General features: G+C 64.5%; 15 protein-coding genes and 2 pseudogenes. 14 read left to right on the forward strand and 3 right to left on the reverse strand.

Features of this window, described 5'->3' with window-relative positions; translation table 11 throughout:
* From B9A95_RS08830 to B9A95_RS08845, 4 genes are all read left to right on the forward strand, one after another.
* Nucleotides 1-1257 carry a hydantoinase/carbamoylase family amidase gene (locus tag B9A95_RS08830; protein ID WP_212648278.1) on the forward strand — a complete coding sequence of 419 codons (1257 nt, stop codon included), beginning with the start codon at nucleotides 1-3 and terminating at the stop codon, nucleotides 1255-1257.
* Complete coding sequence (locus B9A95_RS08835; RefSeq protein ID WP_084046604.1) at nucleotides 1254-2027, forward strand: PucR family transcriptional regulator; 774 nt, start codon at nucleotides 1254-1256, stop codon at nucleotides 2025-2027. Before B9A95_RS08830 ends, B9A95_RS08835 begins: the two co-directional genes overlap by 4 nt.
* Before the next feature lie 117 nt (nucleotides 2028-2144).
* The gene (locus B9A95_RS08840; RefSeq protein ID WP_084046605.1) at nucleotides 2145-3467 is read left to right on the forward strand and encodes an aminotransferase class III-fold pyridoxal phosphate-dependent enzyme; all 1323 of its coding nucleotides are present in this window, start codon (nucleotides 2145-2147) and stop codon (nucleotides 3465-3467) included.
* A gap of 32 nt (nucleotides 3468-3499) precedes the next feature.
* Complete coding sequence (locus B9A95_RS08845; RefSeq protein WP_084046607.1) at nucleotides 3500-5023, forward strand: CoA-acylating methylmalonate-semialdehyde dehydrogenase; 1524 nt, start codon at nucleotides 3500-3502, stop codon at nucleotides 5021-5023.
* Between the two features lie 262 nt (nucleotides 5024-5285).
* On the opposite strand, the gene B9A95_RS08850 is transcribed toward B9A95_RS08845, so the two are convergent.
* Nucleotides 5286-7244 (reverse strand): ATP-binding protein, encoded by a 1959-nt coding sequence (locus tag B9A95_RS08850; protein WP_084046608.1) that lies wholly within the window; start codon nucleotides 7242-7244, stop codon nucleotides 5286-5288.
* 1047 nt (nucleotides 7245-8291) lie between these two features.
* Between B9A95_RS08850 and B9A95_RS08855 the strand changes: the two genes are divergently transcribed.
* From B9A95_RS08855 to B9A95_RS08900, 10 genes and pseudogenes are all read left to right on the forward strand, one after another.
* Nucleotides 8292-9344, forward strand: coding sequence for a hypothetical protein (locus B9A95_RS08855; protein ID WP_084046609.1), 1053 nt, complete (start codon nucleotides 8292-8294; stop codon nucleotides 9342-9344).
* Nucleotides 9344-12145 carry a beta strand repeat-containing protein gene (locus B9A95_RS08860; RefSeq protein WP_084046611.1) on the forward strand — a complete coding sequence of 934 codons (2802 nt, stop codon included), beginning with the start codon at nucleotides 9344-9346 and terminating at the stop codon, nucleotides 12143-12145. Before B9A95_RS08855 ends, B9A95_RS08860 begins: the two co-directional genes overlap by 1 nt.
* A gap of 42 nt (nucleotides 12146-12187) precedes the next feature.
* Entirely contained in the window at nucleotides 12188-12691 is a 504-nt protein-coding gene (locus B9A95_RS08865) for a phage tail protein (RefSeq protein WP_084046613.1), read from the forward strand.
* 1 nt (nucleotide 12692) lies between these two features.
* The gene (locus B9A95_RS08870) at nucleotides 12693-13214 is read left to right on the forward strand and encodes a phage tail protein (RefSeq protein ID WP_084046614.1); all 522 of its coding nucleotides are present in this window, start codon (nucleotides 12693-12695) and stop codon (nucleotides 13212-13214) included.
* A gap of 11 nt (nucleotides 13215-13225) precedes the next feature.
* On the forward strand, nucleotides 13226-13741 hold the full coding sequence (locus B9A95_RS08875) for a phage tail protein (RefSeq protein ID WP_084046616.1): 516 nt from the start codon (nucleotides 13226-13228) through the stop codon (nucleotides 13739-13741).
* Nucleotides 13742-13765: 24 nt separating this feature from the next.
* On the forward strand, nucleotides 13766-14953 hold the full coding sequence (locus tag B9A95_RS08880; protein WP_084046617.1) for an ABC transporter substrate-binding protein: 1188 nt from the start codon (nucleotides 13766-13768) through the stop codon (nucleotides 14951-14953).
* A gap of 11 nt (nucleotides 14954-14964) precedes the next feature.
* Nucleotides 14965-15414: a GNAT family N-acetyltransferase gene (locus B9A95_RS08885; protein WP_084046618.1), complete on the forward strand. Its 450-nt coding sequence runs from the start codon at nucleotides 14965-14967 to the stop codon at nucleotides 15412-15414.
* A 424-nt stretch (nucleotides 15415-15838) separates the two neighbouring features.
* Nucleotides 15839-16619 (forward strand): annotated as a pseudogene (locus B9A95_RS08890) (IS982 family transposase).
* 633 nt (nucleotides 16620-17252) lie between these two features.
* A pseudogene (locus B9A95_RS36970) lies at nucleotides 17253-17405 on the forward strand (helix-turn-helix domain-containing protein); the annotation flags it as partial.
* 104 nt (nucleotides 17406-17509) lie between these two features.
* Nucleotides 17510-17989 (forward strand): transposase, encoded by a 480-nt coding sequence (locus B9A95_RS08900; RefSeq protein ID WP_139806613.1) that lies wholly within the window; start codon nucleotides 17510-17512, stop codon nucleotides 17987-17989.
* A gap of 886 nt (nucleotides 17990-18875) precedes the next feature.
* Here B9A95_RS08900 and B9A95_RS08905 read toward each other — a convergent pair.
* Nucleotides 18876-19850: a diacylglycerol/lipid kinase family protein gene (locus tag B9A95_RS08905; protein WP_084046620.1), complete on the reverse strand. Its 975-nt coding sequence runs from the start codon at nucleotides 19848-19850 to the stop codon at nucleotides 18876-18878.
* A gap of 7 nt (nucleotides 19851-19857) precedes the next feature.
* Nucleotides 19858-20670, reverse strand: a complete 813-nt coding sequence (locus B9A95_RS08910; protein WP_281255832.1) for an alpha/beta fold hydrolase — start codon at nucleotides 20668-20670, stop codon at nucleotides 19858-19860.
* Between the last annotated feature and the right edge of the window lie 855 nt (nucleotides 20671-21525).

Here is a 21525-nt window from a genome sequence, read left to right on the forward strand (position 1 = left end):
ATGATGGCAGACCCCCAGCCCGGACGCGTGCTCAGTGACCTGAAAGCGCTGCGGGCGCTGACGGGCGACGAGGAAGGTGCGCAGCGTGTGGCGTTCACGCCGACCTGGCGTGCGGCCCGAACGTTTCTGCAGGAACGGCTGGATGAATTGCCCGTCGAGCAGCACATGGACGAGGCGGGCAACTTCTGGGCCACGCTGCGGGGAGCGTCGGAGACGGCGCTGCTCATCGGGGGCCACCTCGACAGCGTGCCCAATGGCGGCTGGCTGGACGGTTGCCTGAACGTGCTGGCGGGGCTGGAGGTGCTGCGGTGCTTCGCGGCGGCGGGAACGCCTCCGGTGACGGTGCGGCTGGTGGACTGGGCCGATGAGGAAGGCGCGCGCTTTGGCCGCAGCCTCTACGGTTCGAGCGCCGTCAGCGGGCACCTGAACGTGGAGGAGATGGCCCGCCTGAAAGACCGCGACGGCGTTTCGCTGGAAGACGCGCTGAAAGGGGTGGGGGTAACGCTCGCGGACGCGCCGCAGGCCGGACGGGAGCTGCGGCACGCTGGCGCGTATCTCGAACTGCATATCGAGCAGGGGCCCGTATTGGAAGAACTGGGATTGCCCCTCGGCGTGGTTCTCGGTACCGTGGGCGTCGAGCGGCATACGCTGACCTTTCGCGGGCAGGCAGCGCATTCCGGCAGCACGCCCATGCACGCCCGGCGAGACGCCCTCCTCGCGGCGGCACGCTTGAGTCAGGAGATCTATACCATTGCCGCGCGGCATGGTGGCGTCTGCACCGTAGGGAGCGTCAAGACCTTGCCAGGCATCGTGACCAGCGTGGTGGAAACCTGCGAGATCACGCTCGATCAGCGGCACCTCGACGCAGAGAAGCTCGCAGCGATGTGGGCCGATGCCCGGACGACCGCGGCGCAATTCGCCGAAGAGGGCGGCTGCACCGTGACGTTCGCCGATTTATGGCACATCGGGCCGATTCCCTTTCACCCCGACCTGATTGAGCTGGGCGACCGGTCCATCCTGCAGGTGACCGCGCAAAGCCACCGCCTCCCCAGTGGGCCGCTGCACGACGCTGCCGAGGTGGCCCGCGCCGGGATACCGACGGTCATGCTGTTCGTGCAGTCGCTGCGGGGAATCAGCCACAACAAGATCGAGGACACCCGGGAGGAGCATCTGGAGCTGAGCGTGCGGGCACTGGCTGACCTGGCGCAGCGGACCGCGCAGTGGCTGACGCAGCTTCCCGCGGGGACGGTCCCATGACCCTGCCGACCCTCCGGGAAGTGCTGGCGCTGCCGCAGTTCGTGGGGGCGCAGGTGCTGAGCGGTCAGGGCGCGCTGGACGGCCGGGTGACGTGGGTGCACGTCATGGAGATTCTGGATGTGCGCCGTTTTCTGTCGGGCGGTGAACTGCTGCTCTCGACCGGCCTCGAACTGGCCCGCTGCGGTGAGGACGGCCAGGTCACGTACCTGCACGCGTTGGCGGAGGCTGGCGCGCTGGGCCTGGTTCTCGAGCTCGTGCATCCTCTCCAGGCTGTGCCCGCGCCCCTGCTGCATGCCGCGCGGCTGATCGACTTTCCGCTGATCGTCTTTTCCCAGGAGGTGCGCTTTGCGGACCTCACCCGCGCAGCCCATGACCGCATCCTGCACGAGCCTACGCCGGTGGCGACCGTGGGGACCGGTCAACTCGCCCCCATACTCGACGCACTGACCGAAACGGGCCGGGCGCTGCCCTTCCTGCGCGCGCAGCTTGGGCCGCTGCTCGACCTGCCGCCCCGTCCTCGCGCCGCCCTGCTCGGCACCCTCGATGCCCTGACCCGCACCAACTTCAACGTGGCCGAAGTGGCCCGGCAACTCGGGGTACGTCGTCAGACCGTCTATTACCGCCTGGAGCAGTTGCGGGGCATGCTGGGCGATCTGGAGGGACGGCACGTGACGCTGAGCGTCGCTCTGGCCCTGCGCCGCATGCCCCTGCCTGGTGCTGAACTGGACACCCTGTCTCTTGAGGATTTGTTGCGCCCAGCGCCAGAATAAGAAGGTCTCAATCCACACCCGGGTCCCTGTACGGCCCTTGTTGTTTCGCCCCCTGCCCGGGCAGGCGAGCACCTCTCCCGTGTTTTCCCCCTGTTCCCTTTACCGCTGGAGGCGCGTATGGACGAAGTCACCCGCCAGAACCGCGAACACACCCTATTTTCCTGGTCGGTGCAGTCTCAGGCCAACCCCATCCACATGACTGGCGGCCAGGGCGTGTACTTCTTCGACGATACGGGCGCGCGCTGGCTCGACTTTTCCAGCCAGCTCATCAACCTCAACGTTGGGCACCAGCACCCCAAGGTGCTGGAGGCCATCAAGGCGCAGGTGGACACCCTGTGCTTCGCTGGACCCGGCTTTGCCACTGGACCCCGCGCCGAACTGGGCACCAAGCTCAGCGAGGTCACGGGCCTCGCCAAGACCTTTTTCACCCTTGGCGGCAGCGAGGCCAACGAGAACGCGATCAAGATGGCCCGGCACTTCACGGGGCGGCACAAGATCATCACCCGCTACCGCTCGTACCACGGCGCGACCATGGGCAGCATGACCGCGAGTGGGGATATGCGGCGCTGGCCGGTCGAGCCGGGCATGCCGGGCATCGTCCGCGTCTTCGATCCCTACTGCTACCGCTGCCCCTTCGGAAAGACGCCCGACAGTTGCGGACGCGAGTGCGTGTCCCACATCGAGGAGGTCATCCAGATGGAGGGACCGCAGAACATCGCGGCGGTGCTGGTGGAGGGCATCACGGGCAGCAACGGCCTGCTGGTACCTCCGGACGACTACTACCCCCGCCTGCGTGCCCTGTGCGACAAGTACGGCATCCTGCTGATCACGGACGAGGTCATGAGCGGTTTTGGGCGCACCGGCACGTACCTCTCCACGCAGCATTACGGCATCATGCCCGACATCGTGACCTGCGCCAAGGGCCTCACGAGCGGTTACATGCCGCTGGGCGCCGTCATTGTGAATGAGCAGATCGCCGCCTACTTCGAGGACCACATGCTCTGGGGCGGCCTGACGTACTCTGGCCATCCGGTAAGTTGTGCGGCGGGCGTTGCCAACCTGCGGGTGTACGAGGAGGAGCGGATTTTTGAGAATGTGCGTGAGCAGGGTGCGTACCTGGAAGGGCGCCTCCTCGCCATGCGGGACCGCTACGCCTGTGTGGGTGACGTGCGGATCAAGGGCCTGTTCAGCGTGCTGGAACTCGTTCGGGACAAGGGCAGCAAGGCGCCGCTCGCGCCCTACGGCGGCAGCAGCCCGGAGATGAATGCGCTGGCCGCCTACCTCAAAGCCCACCGCGTGTACGCGTACAGCCGCTTCAACTTCTTGTGGGTCTGTCCCCCGCTCGTCATCACCCGCGCCGAACTCGACGAGGGACTGGCCGTGTACGAGGACGCCCTCGCCATGCTCGACCGGCAACTGCTCGGCGTCGCGGCCGACTGACGCCCCGACGCCCCACTTCACAGGAGATTCCCATGACCCAGGTCGAACCCGCTCCCATCCCCCCCTCTACCCTGCCCCGCATTCCGCACTGGCTCTCCGGAGCGCGCACGCCCGGGATGGGCCGCACGCAAAACGTGTACAACCCGGCCACCGGGCAGGTCCAGGCCGAGGTGGACCTCGCGGACGTGGCTGAGGTGGACCGGGCGGTCACTGCGGCGCGGGCGGCCTTTCCAGCCTGGCGGGAGACGTCGCTGTCCCGGCGTTCGGAGATTCTGTTCGGCTTTCGGGAGCGGCTGGTGGCCCGCCGGGACGACCTGGCCCGGCTGATCACCCTGGAGCACGGCAAGACCCACGCGGACGCGTTGGGCGAACTGGCGCGGGGCCTGGAGAACGTCGAGTTCGCCTGCGGGGTGCCCCACCTCCTCAAAGGCGGTTACAGCGAGGGGGCTTCCCGCGGAGTGGACGTGTACAGCATCCGGCAACCGTTGGGGGTGGTCGCGGGCATCACGCCCTTCAACTTTCCGGCGATGGTGCCGCTGTGGATGCTTGCCAACGCGCTGGCGTGCGGCAACACCTTTGTCCTGAAGCCCAGCGAGCGCGACCCCAGCGTGACCCTCCTGCTCGCCGAACTGCTGAAGGAAGCGGGGCTGCCAGACGGCGTTCTGAACGTCGTTCACGGCGACAAAGTGGCGGTCGACCGGCTGCTGACCCACCCCGACGTGGCAGCCGTATCGTTTGTGGGCAGCACGCCCATCGCCCAGTACGTGTACGAAACGGGAACCCGCCACGGCAAACGCGTGCAGGCGCTTGGGGGCGCGAAAAACCACATGATTGTCCTGCCGGACGCGGACATCGACCTCGCGGCGGACGCGGCGGTGAGTGCGGCCTACGGCAGTGCGGGCGAGCGCTGCATGGCGGTCAGCGTGGTTCTGGCAGTGGGGACTGCGGCCGACCCCCTCGTGGACGCCATCGCCGAACGCCTGCCCAAACTGCGCGTCGGACCGGGTGACGACGCGAGCAGCGAGATGGGTCCCCTCATCACCCGTGAGCACCGGGACCGGGTGCGCGGATACATCGACCGCGCCGAGCAGGAGGGCGCGCAAGTGGTGGTAGATGGCCGCATCCACAGTGCCCCTGCGGAGGGCTTTTTCCTGGGAGCCACCCTGATTGACCGGGTGCAGCCCGGCATGGCCTGCTACGACGACGAGATTTTCGGCCCGGTGCTGTGCGTGGTCCGCGCCGACACCTACGCCGAGGCCCTGACCCTGGTGAACAGCAATCCTTACGGCAACGGGACGGCGATTTTCACGCGGGACGGCGGCGCAGCGCGGCAGTTCCAGTTCGACGTGGAGGTGGGGATGGTGGGCATCAACGTGCCCGTGCCGGTGCCCGTCGCGTACTACTCCTTCGGGGGTTGGAAGGCCAGCCTGTTCGGCGACACCCACATGTACGGCCCCGAGGGCGTGCAGTTCTACACCCGGGCCAAGGTGGTGACCAGCCGCTGGCCCGATCCGGCGACCAGCCGGGTTGACCTGGGGTTCCCCACCACCCGCTGAGAGAACCTGAACTTGGGGACCGGTTCCCTCTCGCTGCGCCAGCTGGCCCGGTCCCCGCTTCAGGCGCAGCGCTCGGGACGCCGAAGAACTGCTGCTCTCGTGGGGGAGCGCCGTGCCCTACCGTCGGGAACGGACGCCCATGAGGACGCCACTCCTCCGAGAGAGCGTACGAACCTGGTGCAGCGCATTCAGCGCCCTCTTTGCACAGGGACTGCTTTCATCGAATCTGCTCGAAACCCACCGACCGACGCGCCCCGCCCCCTCAGGCGCCCGGCAGGGTCACCCGCATGGTCGTGCCTACCCCTACCTCGGTGATGACGTCAATCTCTCCGGAGAAATGCCCCGTAATGATGTCGTGCACGATACTCAGGCCCAGGCCCGTGCCCTGGCCGACCTCACGGGTCGTGAACAGCGGATCAAAGATGTTCGGCAGCACGTCATCAGCAATTCCGCAGCCATTGTCCTGCACGCTCAGCACCACGCCTTTTTGTGTACACGCCACATCCACGGTGACCTGCGCGCCAGGCAGGCCACTTGCGGCGTGCATTCCGTTGAGCACCAGGTTCGTCAGTACCTGCGTAAACCGCCCGGGCTCCCCGTTCACCGCACATCCTTCCTGCGCGGGCGTAAAGTTCAGCGCGACGTTCATCTCACGCGCCTGGTACACGAGCATCGCCAGCGTGTCACTGATCAGCGGCGGCAGGTCAATGCGCACCGCTCCGCTCGCCACGTTTCGGGTGTGCCCCCGCATGTTGCGGATGAATTCCCCGATGCGGGCCGCGCCCTGTCCAGCCTGCTGAAGGTCACCCAGCAGTTCATTGGCAATTTCACGGTGATCGTCATCTGTGACGCCGCCGTGACCGATGGATTCCCGGTACTCCTCTGCCAGCGTGCGGGCGTGTTCCATGATGCCCATGACCGAAGCCAGCGGGGTGTTGATCTCATGCGCCAGACCCGCCGTCAACCGCCCCAAACTGGCGAGCTTCTCCATGGCAAGCAGTTTCACCTGGCTGTCCTTCAGCGCGCGGGTACGCTCTTCCACCTGCGCTTCCAGGGAATGGGTGAGGACGCTGAGCTCGGTGTTCACACGTTGCAGGTCCAGGGTCCGCTCGGCCACACGCGCTTCAAGCTCCTCTGCGCGCGCGCGGGTCAGCACCGCTTCGCGTTGCAGATGCTCAAGTTGCTGCTGCACCGACATGACCTTCACTTTATGCTCGACTGTTTCGGTGCGCAGTTGGGTTTCCAGTGTGTGGTAGGCCAGCAGATGCGTGTACGCCTGAGCATGCTCACCCTGCGCGGCGGCGAGTTCACTTAGCGCCTGAAGCGCCTCGACCTCACGGGGGCGCAAGCTGGATTCCCGGCTGAGGTCCAGCGCCCGTTCCAGGGACTCGCGGGCCTCCCGATGCGCCCCGAGCGCTGCGTGCGCCCGGCCGACAGTGAGCAGCAGCAGGGTGATGTTGTTTGCGTTGCCCTGCCCCAGGGCCCAGTCCAGCAGGCCTTCTGTTTCGCGCAGTGCCGCGTCCGGCTGCGCCAGTCCCAGCAGACTGCGCGCGCGGTACATGCGCAGCAGCACCTGATGCTCCTGCAATCCAAGCTGCGCCGTCACCTCCAGGCGCTCATCCGCCAGCGCCAGCGCCGCTGCGTGATCGCCCAGAGCGTGCAGGGCAGCCACAGCGTTCACGCCCGCCGAGGACTCCAGCACCCGCTGGCCCGCTGCCAACGCGCCCGCCATCACTTCGCGCTGCATGCTCAGCGCCGCCCCGTGATCTCCGAGTTGATTGTGTAGCAGCGCCATATTGCTGAGCGCGCGCAGCTCCCCCAGTTGATCACCATGCGCGCGCGCCAGTTGCGCACTGGTCATGAACGCCTCCATCGTCGCGGCGTAGTCCCCGAGCGCGCGCGCGATGATGCCGAGGCCATTTACGGCGCGGCTTTCGATGCCCGCGTCCGCGAGTGCCCGGCTCACCGTGCGGGCCTCGGTGTACGCTGCGCGGGCATCGTCGTAGCGCGACTGGAAGAACAGGGTCGCGCCGTACAGACACAGCGCCTGCCCATACGCACGTTCATGCCCCCCGTCAGCCGCCAGGCGCATCGCCTCCTGAGTGAGCGCCATGGCCGCCTGCACGTCAGACACCACCAGTGGGTCGGCCTGGGCCAGCAGTTGCGAGATACGCCCAGAGGTGTCGTTGGCAAGAACAGTTGGAATTCCGGTGTACATCATGGGAAAGACCTCCGGTGCGGCTGGGTTGATGATGTCAGGCCCAGTCGGGGAGGTGCTACGCCAACCGCCACACTGCACGGCGTCAGGAGACCGGACCGGCCACCCCTGCGTGAGGTGACCTGAACGCGTTGCAAGTTGCGTCCTGGTCCTCGCGCGGAGCTGCAGCGGAGGCGTCCCACAATGTTGCCATTGCCTGGGAGGTCCAAGCAGGGACAGCAGGGCCCAGGACAACTCTTCAACATTGCGTGTTGTGATCCAAGGTAAAGGCAAAGGATGAGGTCGCAGAATTTAAGGTTGTGGGCCAGGGCGACCCTGAGCCGGGGGTCCTGCGCGTCTGAACCTGGCTCCGAAACAGCCCCATGGCGAATGCGGGACCGGTGATTTTGCGCGCTGCCCCCGCACTCTTCTTCCGAGGGTCAAGGGACCGCTGAACATCCTGAAGATCGACCGCGCGCTCAACACTGGGCTTGACCCGCATCATGGAGTCTATCGCCCTGCTGGAGGCCCCGCCTCGCCTACGCCCCCATTACTCCAGGTTGGAGTCAGCGTTGGGCCCCTGTTCGGGCCTTACCAGGTCCAGCCCTGGGCATGAAGCACCTCCCGAACTTCACCACGTCCTTCTGCAGTCCTTCCTGCTGGAGGGAAGCCCAGATCTATACGGTTGGGAACCGCGTCAGCATCACGGTCCAGGGCGTCACGGTCACAGCGAAGACCGACGAGCAGCTCAACTGCAGCTGGAATCAGGTGACGAACGCGCAGAAAGTCTGCGGATCAGGTGGCCAAAAGGTTAACATGTCCTCATGACCCTCAAAAGTTTGCCACCCATTCCTCAGGACGAGCGGGAAGGACCCCGTGAACGGAAATCCTATTTGCTTCCACAGCTGCGGCCGCTCGGTCCGTGGCAGGTGATGACGTTGGCGCAGACTGTTCCCATCAGTGGAAGCTTGAGTTGGCCTTTTGCGCCTCTCGGCCGTGACCATTAAGTCCGTTGGCACAGGCGGTGCTGGCGCGCGAGTCGACTTCTCAGTTCTGTGAAGGGATGAACCCATGACTGCATTCCCTTATGGCCCCGAGGTCAAACCTCAGAAACTCGGCATTCCCCGGCCGTGGCTTGCTTTCGGTGTTTCGGCCCTGCTGGTTGGGTGTGCTCAGTCGCCCCCCATTGCCGCAGAACACCAGACCCTGGGTCTGCTGGAGCTGACCTTTACGGGACTGGGGTCGTCCACCGTGAACGCCTCTGTACGGCCCGTGCCCTCGGGGGTGGTGGGACAGTCGCTAACGACCCTGCCCGGAGGCCTCCAACTGCAACTGTTGTCGAGCGGGGCCTTTGACGTGGGGGACCGGGGCGCCGGGGGGCAGCGTTACCTTTCGGCCACCTTCAAGGTCCGTAACGCGAACGTTCAGGGGGACGCGGCTTATGCCGACGCCCGCAAGAACTTGACCTTCTTTGCTGCCAGTACGGCGGCCACGCTGCAGGGAACAGCGGTCAGTCAGCTCGTGCGCTTCGACAACACGAACGCCGACCCCACCATTGCCCTGTCCATGTTCCCGACCCACGGCATGCAGTACAGCCCGGTGCAGAACCGGGCGCTTGTGGTAGCGAACGCCGCTGATTTTCAGGTGTTCACCGAGGCGGAAGCGGACCCAGCCAACTTCACGCCCGCCACGACGGCGGGCGCCTTGCACGTTACGGGGCTCTTTCCCTACGGCTTCGTGGTGCGCAGCGCCTCCGGTTCAGGCCGGGCCCTGCCGGGCAACCCAGGCCCCGGACAATTCGATGGCCGCGTCACCTTCGCCTACCGCCTGCCCCTCCAGGCCACCGCCGCCGCTGACCCGTACCAGGTCCGCATCATCGTGCAGGCTGCCGAGGACACCCAGCCGCGCGTCACCGAGAGCCTGGAAGAACAGGCAACGCCCGGGGAGCAGACGGTGACGCAGCGGGGGGCTGCCCTTCAGGGCACCTTGTCTGGCGGGCAGACGGTCCAGGTGGCTTACCTGGCGGGCAGCACCTACAGCGGGGCGAACGGCGTGCGCGTGTGCCAGGTGCGGACTGCGGGTACAGCACAGGCCCCCACCGTACGTCTGGGAGGACCTTGCTGATGAACGGACGAGAGATCAGACCGCCGCGCAGGGGGCATCTGGGGCTGGGGACCGTGTTGGGACTGGGCTTGCTGCTCGGGTGCGCGCCCCCTGCGCCGCCCGTGGCCGTGACGCCGCCCCCCACCGCTTCCCAGCCCACGCCCGCTGCACCCGCACCCACCGAAACACCTGTCCATCCCGACGTGCCGCTGGCGCGCGCGCTGGGATTGGTGGAAATCCACTTTGATCACGTCGGTTCTGACGACATGGCCGCCTCAGCGCAGACGCTGCCGGTCTCCGGGATAAGTGGGCAGGCGCTGAACACTCCGGGCACCGGGATTCAGCTTCAGCTGGCTTCACGTGGGTCCTTCACCACAGGAACACGCGGTGCAGGCGGCCTGCGTTACCTGTACGCCACCTTCCGCGTCCGCAACGCCGATGGCAGCGGGGTGCCGTACAGTTCGTCGCGGCAGAACCTCACCTTCGTGGCAGCTAGCACGCCGAGCACCATCGGCGAGACGCCGCTCAGCACCTTCAAGAAATTTGATGGTACGGCGGCGAACGCGGCCCTCGCACCGCAGGTACTGCCCACGCACGGCATGACGCTCGATCCACTGAATGGTCAGCCCGCGCTGTTGCCTGGAGGGGAAGACTTCCAGATCTTTACCGAGAGCGAGGTGGACCCCACCCGCTTTCAGACGCCGACGACGGCGGCGGCCCTGGGCGTCACCCGGCTGTTTCCCTACGGTTTCGTGGTGCGGAACGTGGGGACGGCGGCCAACCGGACCCTGCCTGCCTCGCCCGGCGCAGCTCAATTCGACGGGGTGGTGACCTTCGCCGTGAAGGTGCCACTCCAGGCTTCGGCCAGTGACGATCCTTTCTCGTTCAGCATGATGTTCCAGGCGGTGGACGATCCCAACACCCGCGTGACCGAGAGCGTGGAGGAACAGGCGCTGGGCAGCCAGGTGGCCGCACGCGCCACCGCGCTGGGGTCAGCGGAGGTGGCGGCCCTGTGCGGAACCCCCTTGACCGGACCCCGCCTCAAGTTCATTCCCTCGGTCACCACGGCCGGCAACACGGCGCGGCTCGCCCGGCTGGGTGGAAACTTCGTCCTCACTGGCCCGGCGCCTGTTCTCAACACGGTGGGCAACACGGGACTGAACGTGGCGGCCACCGACGGCTTCCTGTCGCGCGTGCAGGCGGTGGCGGTGGCCGGGCAGACCACGCCGAGCCTGACCTTCAGTGCCCCTGCCACAAGCACCCGGGGCGGGGACGTCACGGCCCAACCCGACGGCAGCTTCAGCTTCAACCCGAAGGTGGGGGACGGCAACGTTACCGATACCATCGATTACAGTGTGTCAGACGGCAACTGCACCACGCCCACCGGGGTGCTCCAGACCAAAGTCAACGTCGGGCAGCGGGTGTGGTACGTCAAGAACGATGCCGCAGCGCCGGGGGATGGACGGCGAAGCGCGCCGTTGACGACCTTGAGCGCGGCGCAAAGCGTTTCGGGCCCCAACGACATCCTCTACGTCTATACCGGCAACGGGACGGCCAGCGGCCAGAACGCCGGGATCACCCTGCAGGCGGGTCAGAAGCTGATCGGGCAGGGGGTGGCCCTCACCGTGCCGCTGGGCGCCGGCACAACCACCATCGAGCCTGCGGGAGCCCGGCCAATGGTGGGCAACGCGGCGGGCGCCGGCGTCACGCTGGCCACGAACAACACCGTCAGCGGCTTGAACGTCTCGGGCACCACTGGCGGCCTCCGTGGCACGAACTTCGGCACGCTGACCGCCAACCTGGGCACCGTCTCCGCGAGCGCCGGACCTGCCCTGGCCCTGGACACCGGCACCCTGGACGCCACCACTGTGCGGCTGGACGCGGCCAACCCGGTGGCCGGTGGGGCGGGCGTCAGCCTGACGGGCGTGGGCGGCACCCTGAGCGTGACCGGCACGGGAACGGCGGACTCGGGCGGCACCGTGACGGCCAGCGGGACTGGGTACCAGATCAAGCCTGGCGCAGCGGCCTTGCAGTTCACGCTCGACCGGGTGAAGGTCCAGAACAGCGGCACCGGCCTGTCGTTCCGCACCGAGGCGAGCGATTCGGGGCGGGTGTCCCTCACCGTACGCAACAGCACCTTCGAGGGCAACGGCAGCGCAGGCATAGAGTTGCTGCCCGACGGCAGCGGCAGCAACCTGTTTACCCTGACGGGCAACACCATCCGCAACACGACTGGCAGCACGGGGCTGGCTTACCGGGCGCAACACGCCCCAGGCAGTTCGGTGGATCAGGGCCGCATCACTGGCAACACGGTCAACCTGGCGACCACCGGCAGCGGCAACGGTATGACGGTGTCGGTGCAAGGCGGAGGCGCGGCCCGGTTCCTGCTGGAGAACAACACCATCAATGGGTACAGCCTCTACGGGCTTTCTCTGTCGGCCCAGGGAGGCAGCGCGGGGAGTGCAGGCCGCCTGGACGCCACCCTGCGGGGCAACACCGTCTCCACCCCCGCCGCCGCGCTGCCCCTGGACGGCGTGAACCTGCTGAGCGGCGCGGCAGATGGGGAGCAGAACACGCTGTGCGCGAACCTGGACAACAACCACGTCTCGGGCAATCCAGATCCTGGTGCGGTGACCTCGGGGGTGGTGCTCCGGCAGCGGTCCGGCACCACGTTTGTGCTGCCGGGGTTGACAGGCAGCGGGACCAACGCTTCCAACGTCCAGTCGTTCATTTCTTCGCGCAACAATGGGGCCAGCGTCCGCACCCGCAGCAGCGCCACCCTGAACGCTCAAGCTGGCACGTGTGTGGAGCCGAGCTTCTAGATGGGCCGCTTCCCCCCGGCTGAAAGGGACCGGTAACCCGCCATGTCTGAACCCTTCATTGGTGAAATTCGTCCGATCAGCTTCAACTTCGCTCCGAAAGGCTGGGCGATGTGCAACGGGCAACTGCTGCCCATCAATCAGAACCAGGCCCTGTTTTCCATTCTGGGCACCTACTATGGTGGCGACGGCCGGACGAACTTCGCCCTGCCAGACCTGCGGGGGCGCATGGCGGTTCACGCAGGACTTAGCGTGCTCGGAATAAGGGCGGGAGAATCCTTCCATACCCTCACCACGGCCGAGCTGCCCCGCCACACCCACCTGCTGGGCGCATCCTCGCGGCCAGCCACCACACCGCTTCCAGCGGGGAACCTGCTGGCCGCCCCTGCCCAGGGGGAACGGCTGTACGGCACCGGGCCAGTCGATACAGCCCTTTCGCCCGACGCAGTGTCCTCCTTCGGGGGAGGGCAGCCGCACGAGAACAGGCCACCTTTCTTGGTGCTCAACTACATCATCGCTCTTCAGGGAATCTTTCCCTCCAGGAACTGATATGTCAAACCCCTATATCGGCGAGATTCGGACGGTGGGCTTTAACTTCGCGCCCCAGGGCTGGGCCATGTGCGATGGCCAAATGCTGCCCATTGCGGAATACGACACGCTGTTTGCTCTGATCGGCACCACCTACGGCGGAGACGGTCAGAGCACGTTCGCCCTGCCCAACTTGCAGGGCCGGATTCCTCGACATGCTGGACAGGGCCCGGGCATACCCGAGAACCTCGTGCTCGGCGACACGGGAGGGACAGAACAGGTCACGCTCACGGCAACGCAGCTTCCTGTGCACACGCACACGCTCAGCGTGTCGTCACAGGTGGCCACGGACGCGAGCCCCGCCGGGAACCGCCTGGCCCGGTCCAGCGTTGGGGAACTGTTTCTGGCGGATACACCCAATGTATCGCTGGACCCCAGGGCGCTGTCCGCCGCGGGTGGCGCGCAGCCCCATGAGAACATGCCGCCGTTCCTGACTGTCAATTACATCATCTCGCTCTACGGAATCTTTCCCCAACAGAATTAAGGAGGTGGCGTGTGGATCCTTTCGTCGGCGAGATTCGCCTCTTTAGTGGGAATTTTGCTCCCAACGGTTGGGCGCTGTGCGACGGTCAAGTGCTGTCCATCTCGCAGAACACGGCCCTGTTCAGCCTGCTGGGCAGCATGTACGGCGGCAATGGGACGTCAACGTTCGCCTTGCCGGATCTGCGCGGGCGGGCAGCGATGCACCGTGGGTCAGCGCCCGGACTGACTTCCCGGTACATCGGCGATGTGGGAGGGTCGGAGACCGTCACGCTTGTGTCCAACGAGTTGCCACCCCACACCCACACCGTGCGGGCCGTGAGCGATCCGGCGGAGAGTAACGCAGGCAATGCCAAAGCGCTGGCGCGCAGTTCAGAACTGACTGCCTATGCATCCGACTCGCCCGGTACGTCGCTGGCTGCCGATAGCGTGTCGACCGCTGGGGGCGATCAGCCGCACAACAACATGCCTCCCTACCTCACCTTGAACTACATCATCGCGCTGCAAGGCATCTATCCTTCACGGTCATAACCGGCGCGCACTCCCGAGGTCCGCATGAATGAACTTCAACCCGAGGCCGGGACGCACGATCCGTCCGGTCCGTCCCGTTCCACCCGGCGCGGCCTCCTCAAATCCCTGGGAGCGCTCTCGGCCCTGGCCCTGGGAGGTCTGGGGGCCGCCGCGCCTGTGGCCGCCGTACCGGCCCCTCTGCGGGTGGCACTTATCGTTCCCCGCCGCAGCCCTTACCCGGGATTCGCCACCCACTTCGAGGAGGGATTGACCCGGGCCCTGCGGGGCAGCGGTGTGGTGCTCAGCCTCTTTCAGACGGGAGCGCTGCCACGGGAGGCGCAACAGGCGGCGCGGGACGCCCTGGACGGGGGAGCGCAGCTGCTCGTGACCCTGGGGGACGGCCTGACGGCGGCCCTGCACCCCCTGCTCACGGCCCGCCCGGTGCCCCTGATCGCCGCCGAGATCGGGGTGCTGATGCCCCGTCCGGGCGGAGCCGCCACACCGCCCCTGACGGTCACCACGTCCCTGCACGCGTGGGAAGCAGAATGGGCCCACGGCGCGCACCTCGCCCGGTCCGGAGCGGGCCCCCTGCACCTGCTGATCTCGATGCTCGATGCAGGCTACGACCTCCCCTACGCCTTTACCGCCGGGTTCGTCCAGACCGGGGGGAATCTAACCGGCACCACACTGATCGACGCACCTACCGAACGCCGAACGCCCTCCGAACTTGCCGCTCTGGCGTGCCAGAGCGGCGCGGGCGCAGTTCACGTGCTCGCCAGTGGTGGAGCACCCGGCGTGATCCAGGCTTGTCGGACCGCCGGGCTGCGGGTCACCGCAGGCGGTCTGAGCGTCCCCCCAGGCACTGCTGGCGTGCTGCAGGCTCTGGCGGCAGGGTCAGGGCAGGCGCGCCCTGAGTGGCAGGCGGCATTGGGGCGCGCCCCGGGGCCACTGACCACCCTGGGCTTCGATACAGGCCTGTGGCTGCGGCACGCCCTGGCGGCCGCACCCGGCCACACCCCCCTTGCCCTGATCGCGGCCTTGGCAAGCACACCGTTTGATGGGGCGCGTGGAGCCATGAAGCCCGATGCCCAGGGCCGGCTCATCGCCCCCCTCTTCCTGAGTGCCGGGGGCACGACCTTGCAGGCCACCCGGCCGCTGACCCGTCCCCCAGCGCATCACCCGGGGCTGGACCCGGTACGCAGCGGCTGGCTGCAGACCTACCTGCACGCGTGACAGGGCCAGGGGTGAACTGGAGGCCCGCCACAGCCAGCGACGCGCCCTTTTTGCACGAACTTCATCACGCCAATCGCCCGGATCTCCAGGCGTTGCCACCCGAAGTCCGGGAGCCGCTGCTGGCCCTGCAATACCAGGCGCGTGAACGCGAGTATCTCCGGCAGTACCCGCATGCACAGCGGGAAATGATCTGCCGAGGGGAGCGGGCGGTGGGCGCCTTCCTGACAGCGGGACGGAGCGGCCACCTGCTTCTGATCGACCTGGCCGTTCATCCCCAGGCGCAGGGCCGGGGTCTGGGGACCCTCACCCTGAAGTGGCTGCAGACCCGGGCCCGGGCAGAAGGGCATCCGCTGGTCTTGCGTGTCATGCGGGATAATCCCGCCGTACGGCTGTATGCCCGGGAGGGTTTTCGGGTGTGGGGGGAGGAGGGGCTGAGGCTGCAGATGGGCTGGGCCCCGTAGAGGATCAGCCACGGAGAAAGCGCTCCAGAACGGTGCATTCACGAAAAAAAGAGTATGGTGTGAACGTCCTGCACCACCTCGCGTCATACACCTTGCTCCGAGACGAACGCGCCTCAATCTCAGGATCTTAACTTGCCTACCCGATTGTTGTGACCCTTGAAGCAGCAGCGCCCCTGGCCTCGGTCAGACACCCAGAGAGAGGCACGTTCCCAGTGGGAACGTGCCTTTGTGCCTTTTCTTCTGCCCCTTCCTTCTGAAGGACTTCGACGGCAAAATGGAGCGATCTCAGAATTAGACACACATCTTCAAATTGTCCTGCAACTGTTCGGCACGGGAGCTGGCCCCGTGCCGAACAGTTAATTTTATGACTCACCGCGAATAGGGGTTGACAAGGGCGGCCCGAAGGGCGCTAGGGAGAGGGCTCATGAGCCCTCTCGATCTGACTTTCCTACCGCTTCAAGCCGCAGTGACGCGCCTCACCCACTGGATCGCGCCACACATCCCAGCGAAATTGCTTCACCCATACGAGAAAATGTCAGACGCTCAACTGCTCGCGGTCGCTCTGCTTCAAAAGCTCCATAAGGTGCCGTACTTCAGCCGGTGGTGGCGGTTTCTCAAGCTCAACCACTTCCCGCACTTTCCATCCGAAGCCCAGGCCCGCATTCGACTGGCTCAACTGACCCCAGTCGTTGAGCGGCTCGCAACCGAAGTCCAGACCCTGGACTTCGTGGTGGTCGATTCCGAGCCCCTGCCCGTCTCGACGTTCAAACGCGCACCTCGGTGCAAATTTCGTGGGGCTCGTCACGGATTCAGCACCGCTGGACCCGTGTATGGCTTCAAATTGCATGCCTGGAGCGCTCTCAATGGCAAGATCGTGAAATACGACATTTATCCCGCGAATGAACATGATTTCACCGTGCTGTGCCACATGAACCTGGATTGGGTCGCCTACGGCGCTCCAAGACAGATTGGGGATAAGGGGTACCCGTCAGGAACATGCCTGACGCCTCCCAAAGTGAACGCCAAGCAGGTTGATCCGCGCTGGAAGGAAGAATATGGGGCCGCGAGGAAGTGCATCGAATCTGCCTTCTCCGTCCTTGTGGGTGCAGGGCTGCGCTGGGGACAAGACCTACCTCAGTCTGCGATTGAAGGTCGCGCTGGGCGTCCTGGCGCACAACCTGAAATTCATTGACCTCAGTGGCTGATCGCCACCCTGTCAACCCCTATTCGCGGTGACTCGGTAAGTCAAACCTATTGAGATGGTATTTTACAAATACTCAAGGTCCTTCGTAACAGCTGCCATCCTCTGCCGAGATAATAGAGTAAGTTGAGCCAGGTGCTTTTTCATCTGGATTGTTCGTCTCTATCAAATGAACAACACTCCATCCAGGCTTCAGCGTGATGCTGAAGGTGTATGTTTCCGTGAACCTATTTGGCGACTTGCACTTTTTGCCACTCCCTTCACACTGCTGGGTTTAATACGGGCTCCAAGTAGATCATTTACGTTAGATGGATGAGGCAGTCTGCTTTTACCCAACCCCTTGAACATTCCGCCGAAGAATTCTGGAGGATTTTTCAGACCAGTACCTGCGCGGTGGAGCGCCGCCGGTCACAGTTCTTCGCGCCGCTGTGCGAGCAGCGCGCCCTGAAAGAGATCCTGTCCATCAGTCGCTATAGACGGGTCATGGCCTACCACACTGCTGGAGCGCTATCGGGAACTGGGCCGCGCGGCGCTGCGAGAAGGGCGACAGACCAACCGCGGTGCCCCGACCCTCTTGACGCCGGAAGAGCAGCAGCGCCTGGCAGCCCGGATCCACCAGGATTTCGAGCAGGGCATCGTGTGGGAAGGCAAGCAGCTGCAGGCCTGGATCAAGCAGGAATTCGGCAAAGACGTCTATCTGAGCCGTACCTACGCGTTCATGCGTGCTGCCGGCTTTTCTCCACAGAAACCACGCCCACGGCACGTCAAGGGAGACGAGAAAGCCAAGGAAGCGTTCAGAACAAAGCGCGAGTGGAGAAGCTCCGCCGTACGGAGCTTCTCCACGCCCGAGTGTCGCTGTGGGCGATGGACGAACATCGTCTCGGCTGACAACCCATTCTCCGTAGGGTCTGGGCACCGACTGGACAACCCCTGGTCCGTCCCGTGCATCCACGCTACGAGTGGCTCTACATCTACGCGTTCGTCAATCCGGAGAGCGGAGAAAGCCGGTTCTGGTTGGTGCCTGTTCTGAACAAGGAGGTCTACCAAGGCGTGATGGCGGCCTTTGCCAAGCGTGTGGGAGCGGATCAAGACCACCACGTCCTCGTGGTTCAGGATGGTGGGGGATTCCATGTCCCTGCGGTGCAGGGACATCCACCTGGTGTTGAAGCCGTGACCTTGCCACCGTATGCCCCAGAGTTGCAACCCGCCGAACGGCTCTGGGCTTTAACCGATCCCACCGTCGCCAATCACTGCTTTGACACGCTGGAGGACTTCACTCAGACTCTTGCTCAACAGTGCGCTTGGTTGGAGACCCAGCCCGATCTTCTCTCGCAGCACACCCTCTTTCACTGGTGGCCTTTATTAACGAAATAATCGGGATCCGTATGAGGGCAAACATGAAGGCATAATGGGTTATGTTACCATAACCGTCTATACCAAGCGTATGACTTTGTGCACTAATATATTTTGGTTTCACCTTCCCATCAGTAATTGTAAAATTACCGACACTGGCGCAAGAGACATTGTTCACACTTACTTTGCTGGCATCAAAAATACTTGAGAGTCCTCTCTTAAAGCCGGCCAAAGTAGTACTCATAACCGATTGGGCAGCCTCAGAACTCACCTGTATGCTGATGGTCTTATCCGATCAAATCGTGCCGACATTACTCCATACTTTACTGAGGGGAACGGGCTAATCCTCCTTAGTAATGTATCTCTCTACGGTGCCTTAACTCGTGAAGCCCAGCGTGGTGGGATCCACGAGCGAGTTCGCGGTCCTACAGGAAGTGGCCAGAAGGGTTGCAGTGAAGGCGCTCATCGGTATTTTGGTCTTAATATTCATGGTTGTCTCCTTGAATTACCTGAGGAGCAGGAGGTTTGTGTCGCACTCTCTTTGCTTGAAACAACAGTAGAAAAACGGCCGTGAGAGACAGATGAGCAGCCGCCTTTCCGAACGGTTCGAGGGAACGGTTCGAGGTGGGAAGACGGATAAACCGCTCAGGGGCAGCAGCAGAAGACCTGACAAATTTTATGAAGGCGAGGCAATCTGAACGTAAGCCCCGAACGTCTGTGCCTTCGTGGACATCAAAGCTCAGGGCCACCCAACACGCTTTCCGAATCACCATGGGCTATGGCCAAAGATCATGACCGATACCGGGGAGCCACGCGCGTTGTCTGCCGGCCTCGCTCGCGCGGAGCTGTCGCGTTTGCCGGCACACACTCCGTTCTCTTTTTGAACACCTTCTCCTTTTACAAGGGCTCAGGTATCCAGATCCGCTTTCCTGATAGGCGTCAGGAAGCGGATGGCACCCGGCAGGATGTTGGCGGTAAACGGCGTGGTCTCGACGTGGAGCTCACCGTCGAACTGCAGGGGAAAGGGCTCGTCGGCATCCACGGTGACGCTCTTGGCCTCCAGGGTTTCGAGGTTGCCGCTGAACATCGGATCGCCGAGGCCGAGCTTGCCGCGGACGGAGTCAATGATGTTGGGCACCAGGCGCAGGATGTTCCCGGCCTTGATGAGCACGACCGTGAACTTACCGTCGCTGGGGCTGATATCGGAGGTGATGGGCAGGCGGTAATTGGCCATGCCGAAGTTGGCGGCCATGACGCCGATGCCCTCGAAGGTGCGCTCCTCGCCGTCGATGACGAGGTGGAAGGTGGTCTTTTTGGGATTGATCTGCCGCATCGCGCTGATGACGTAGGCGAGTTCACCGTACTTCTCCTTGAGATCTTCGGAGTCGCGGATCATCGCGGCGTCCGCGCCGGCGCCGGCGAGCATGGCAAAGCCGCGCTTCTCGCCCCTCACCTCGATCTCCCCCAGGTCCACCCGGACGGTGTGGCCACCTGCCAACACGGCAGCCAGTTCGGCAGGGTCGTTTGGCAAGTCAAGATTCTTAGCGATCAGGTTGGCGGTGCCCGCCGGGTACGCGAGCATGGGCACGTCTTTGTAGCGCGCCGCGTAGGCGAGGCTGCTGACCGTACCATCCCCACCTGCACCGATCAGCAGATCGAAGTTCTCCAGGTTGGCGACGTACTCGCTCATTGGCGTGTCCTTGACGAGTTCACGTTCGGTAACTTCAGCTCCAGCCTGCCGGACCAGGCTGACGAAGCCGGGGAGGGTACTCTCTCCCTGGCCACTTCTGGGATTGAAGACCAGCAGCACTCGCTTAGCGGCCAGAGCAGAAAGGGGATCAGGAGGGACTGCGGCGCCGGAGGAAGTGGAGGGATCTGTCATAAGTAACCTATTCAACCGCCCGGAGGAGGCGTGCGGTAGCAGACTCTTCCTCCGCTTCTTTAGGGTTTGCGAACTTTACTGACCCCTGGGCCTTCCCACGCACTCTGGCAAGGGTATCCTCCACCTGTTCCACAGGGCGCCCCTGCACAAAGGCAGTGACGGTGTGCGCCACCACCTGCGCTTGGCGGTCATGCAGCGCGTGCCCCCCACCCCTGATCCGCACCCGGCGTGCGTTTGGTAAAAGCAGCGACAACCTCAGCAGTGCATCCCGGCGCACCACCCGGTCGAGTTCGCCCTCCAGGATCAAGGTGGGTGAGCGTACCTGCGCCGCAAGTCTGAACGTCACGTCGTGTCGCCCTGCCCGCAGCAGCTTCCAGGATCGGCGTACCCCCGTCCGGACGTACGAGCGCAGCAGCCGCATCAGGAAGCCGGGCCGTTCGTGCCGGATGTCCAGGAGGAGGTGACCCAGGAGCCGTGCGGTGGGCGCCGTCTCCTCACGGCCACTCGGGGCGCACAGCACCAGATGTGACGCCAGGTCCGGCGACGTACTGGCCAAATGCAGCAGGACCTCGCCTCCCTGCGAATGACCGAAGAGCGGCACGCCCATCAGCCCGGTTGCCCGCAACCACCCCGCGAGGTGCCTGGCCAGCGATCCAGCATCCAGGTACGCTCCCGGTGGCGCGGGCGTCAGGCCATGTCCGGGTGGATCATACGCCCACACTTCAAAATGCGCTGCCAGGTGCCGTTGCAACCTCACGTAATACAGGTGGCTACATGCCAGGCCTGGCACCAGGACCAGCGCTGGTCCCGAGCCCTGCACGCAGGCGTAGGTCCGTATCCCGGCGATGTTGGTCCAGACGTCACGGTGCGCGGTGCACTGAGGTTGCTGAGCCGTGGTGCCACCTCCTGAGGCGATACTCTAGAGCCATTCGGAGGCGGACGTCATGTCTGCACCCTGATGGGAACACTCCAGGACGTTGCCCCATGCGATTGAACCAGACAAAGGAGTCCCGTGAAACTGACTGCCGGCTCTGCAGACAGGAGCCGGCAGTGGTAAGGGGCTGGGCTTCCTGGGTCAGCGGCGGCTTGAACGCACTTTTACCGGCTGGCAGGTCAGGCGATGTTGCCGAGCCGCCAGCATCGAGAGGCAAAGGATCAGCGCGGCAGGCAGGATTTCCATAGGCCAGTGTGACAAGTGGGGCTGACAGCTTCGTGACAGGGTCAGGGGCATGACCTTCATGCTGGAGTTCAGCTGGGGACGCTGGACGAACCTCACCATCCTCCCAGCCCTGAAGGAATGGGCTTGGGCGTCAGGTTCTGGCGGGAGACCGGCTCGGTCCGCACCTTTATGCGCGCTTGAGGAGAGCTGTTCATGGCTGTACACGGAGTGATCAAAACCTTGGAGCCAGATCAGGGTCAGGGTTGACCGGGAGTCTGACGGTGAATTCTGCTGGCCTTGGAGTCGGAAAGCCCGCCGCCCCTGCTGGAATGGCGGGAAGCCCCTGCAAAATTCAAGCACTGATTCAAGCCTGATGACTTTGTCCCTGCTCTACTTTAGCCAGCTCATTTGTTGGGCCGTCAACTTTGGTATATCAGGGGCAGTTTTCAGCTGAGGCATGAAGTACCTCGTACGCTTGAATGCCGAGGAACAGACGCAACATCCCGGTCCGCGGTT

This window comes from Deinococcus hopiensis KR-140, assembly GCF_900176165.1.
GTDB lineage: Bacteria > Deinococcota > Deinococci > Deinococcales > Deinococcaceae > Deinococcus > Deinococcus hopiensis.

Coding starts and splice junctions, on each gene's coding strand:
- B9A95_RS08830 (WP_212648278.1), top strand. CDS start 1: ATGATGGCAGACCCCCAGCCCGGACGCGTGCTCAGTGACCTGAAAGCG.
- B9A95_RS08835 (WP_084046604.1), top strand. CDS start 1,254: ATGACCCTGCCGACCCTCCGGGAAGTGCTGGCGCTGCCGCAGTTCGTG.
- B9A95_RS08840 (WP_084046605.1), top strand. CDS start 2,145: ATGGACGAAGTCACCCGCCAGAACCGCGAACACACCCTATTTTCCTGG.
- B9A95_RS08845 (WP_084046607.1), top strand. CDS start 3,500: ATGACCCAGGTCGAACCCGCTCCCATCCCCCCCTCTACCCTGCCCCGC.
- B9A95_RS08850 (WP_084046608.1), bottom strand. CDS start 7,244: ATGATGTACACCGGAATTCCAACTGTTCTTGCCAACGACACCTCTGGG.
- B9A95_RS08855 (WP_084046609.1), top strand. CDS start 8,292: ATGACTGCATTCCCTTATGGCCCCGAGGTCAAACCTCAGAAACTCGGC.
- B9A95_RS08860 (WP_084046611.1), top strand. CDS start 9,344: ATGAACGGACGAGAGATCAGACCGCCGCGCAGGGGGCATCTGGGGCTG.
- B9A95_RS08865 (WP_084046613.1), top strand. CDS start 12,188: ATGTCTGAACCCTTCATTGGTGAAATTCGTCCGATCAGCTTCAACTTC.
- B9A95_RS08870 (WP_084046614.1), top strand. CDS start 12,693: ATGTCAAACCCCTATATCGGCGAGATTCGGACGGTGGGCTTTAACTTC.
- B9A95_RS08880 (WP_084046617.1), top strand. CDS start 13,766: ATGAATGAACTTCAACCCGAGGCCGGGACGCACGATCCGTCCGGTCCG.
- B9A95_RS08905 (WP_084046620.1), bottom strand. CDS start 19,850: ATGACAGATCCCTCCACTTCCTCCGGCGCCGCAGTCCCTCCTGATCCC.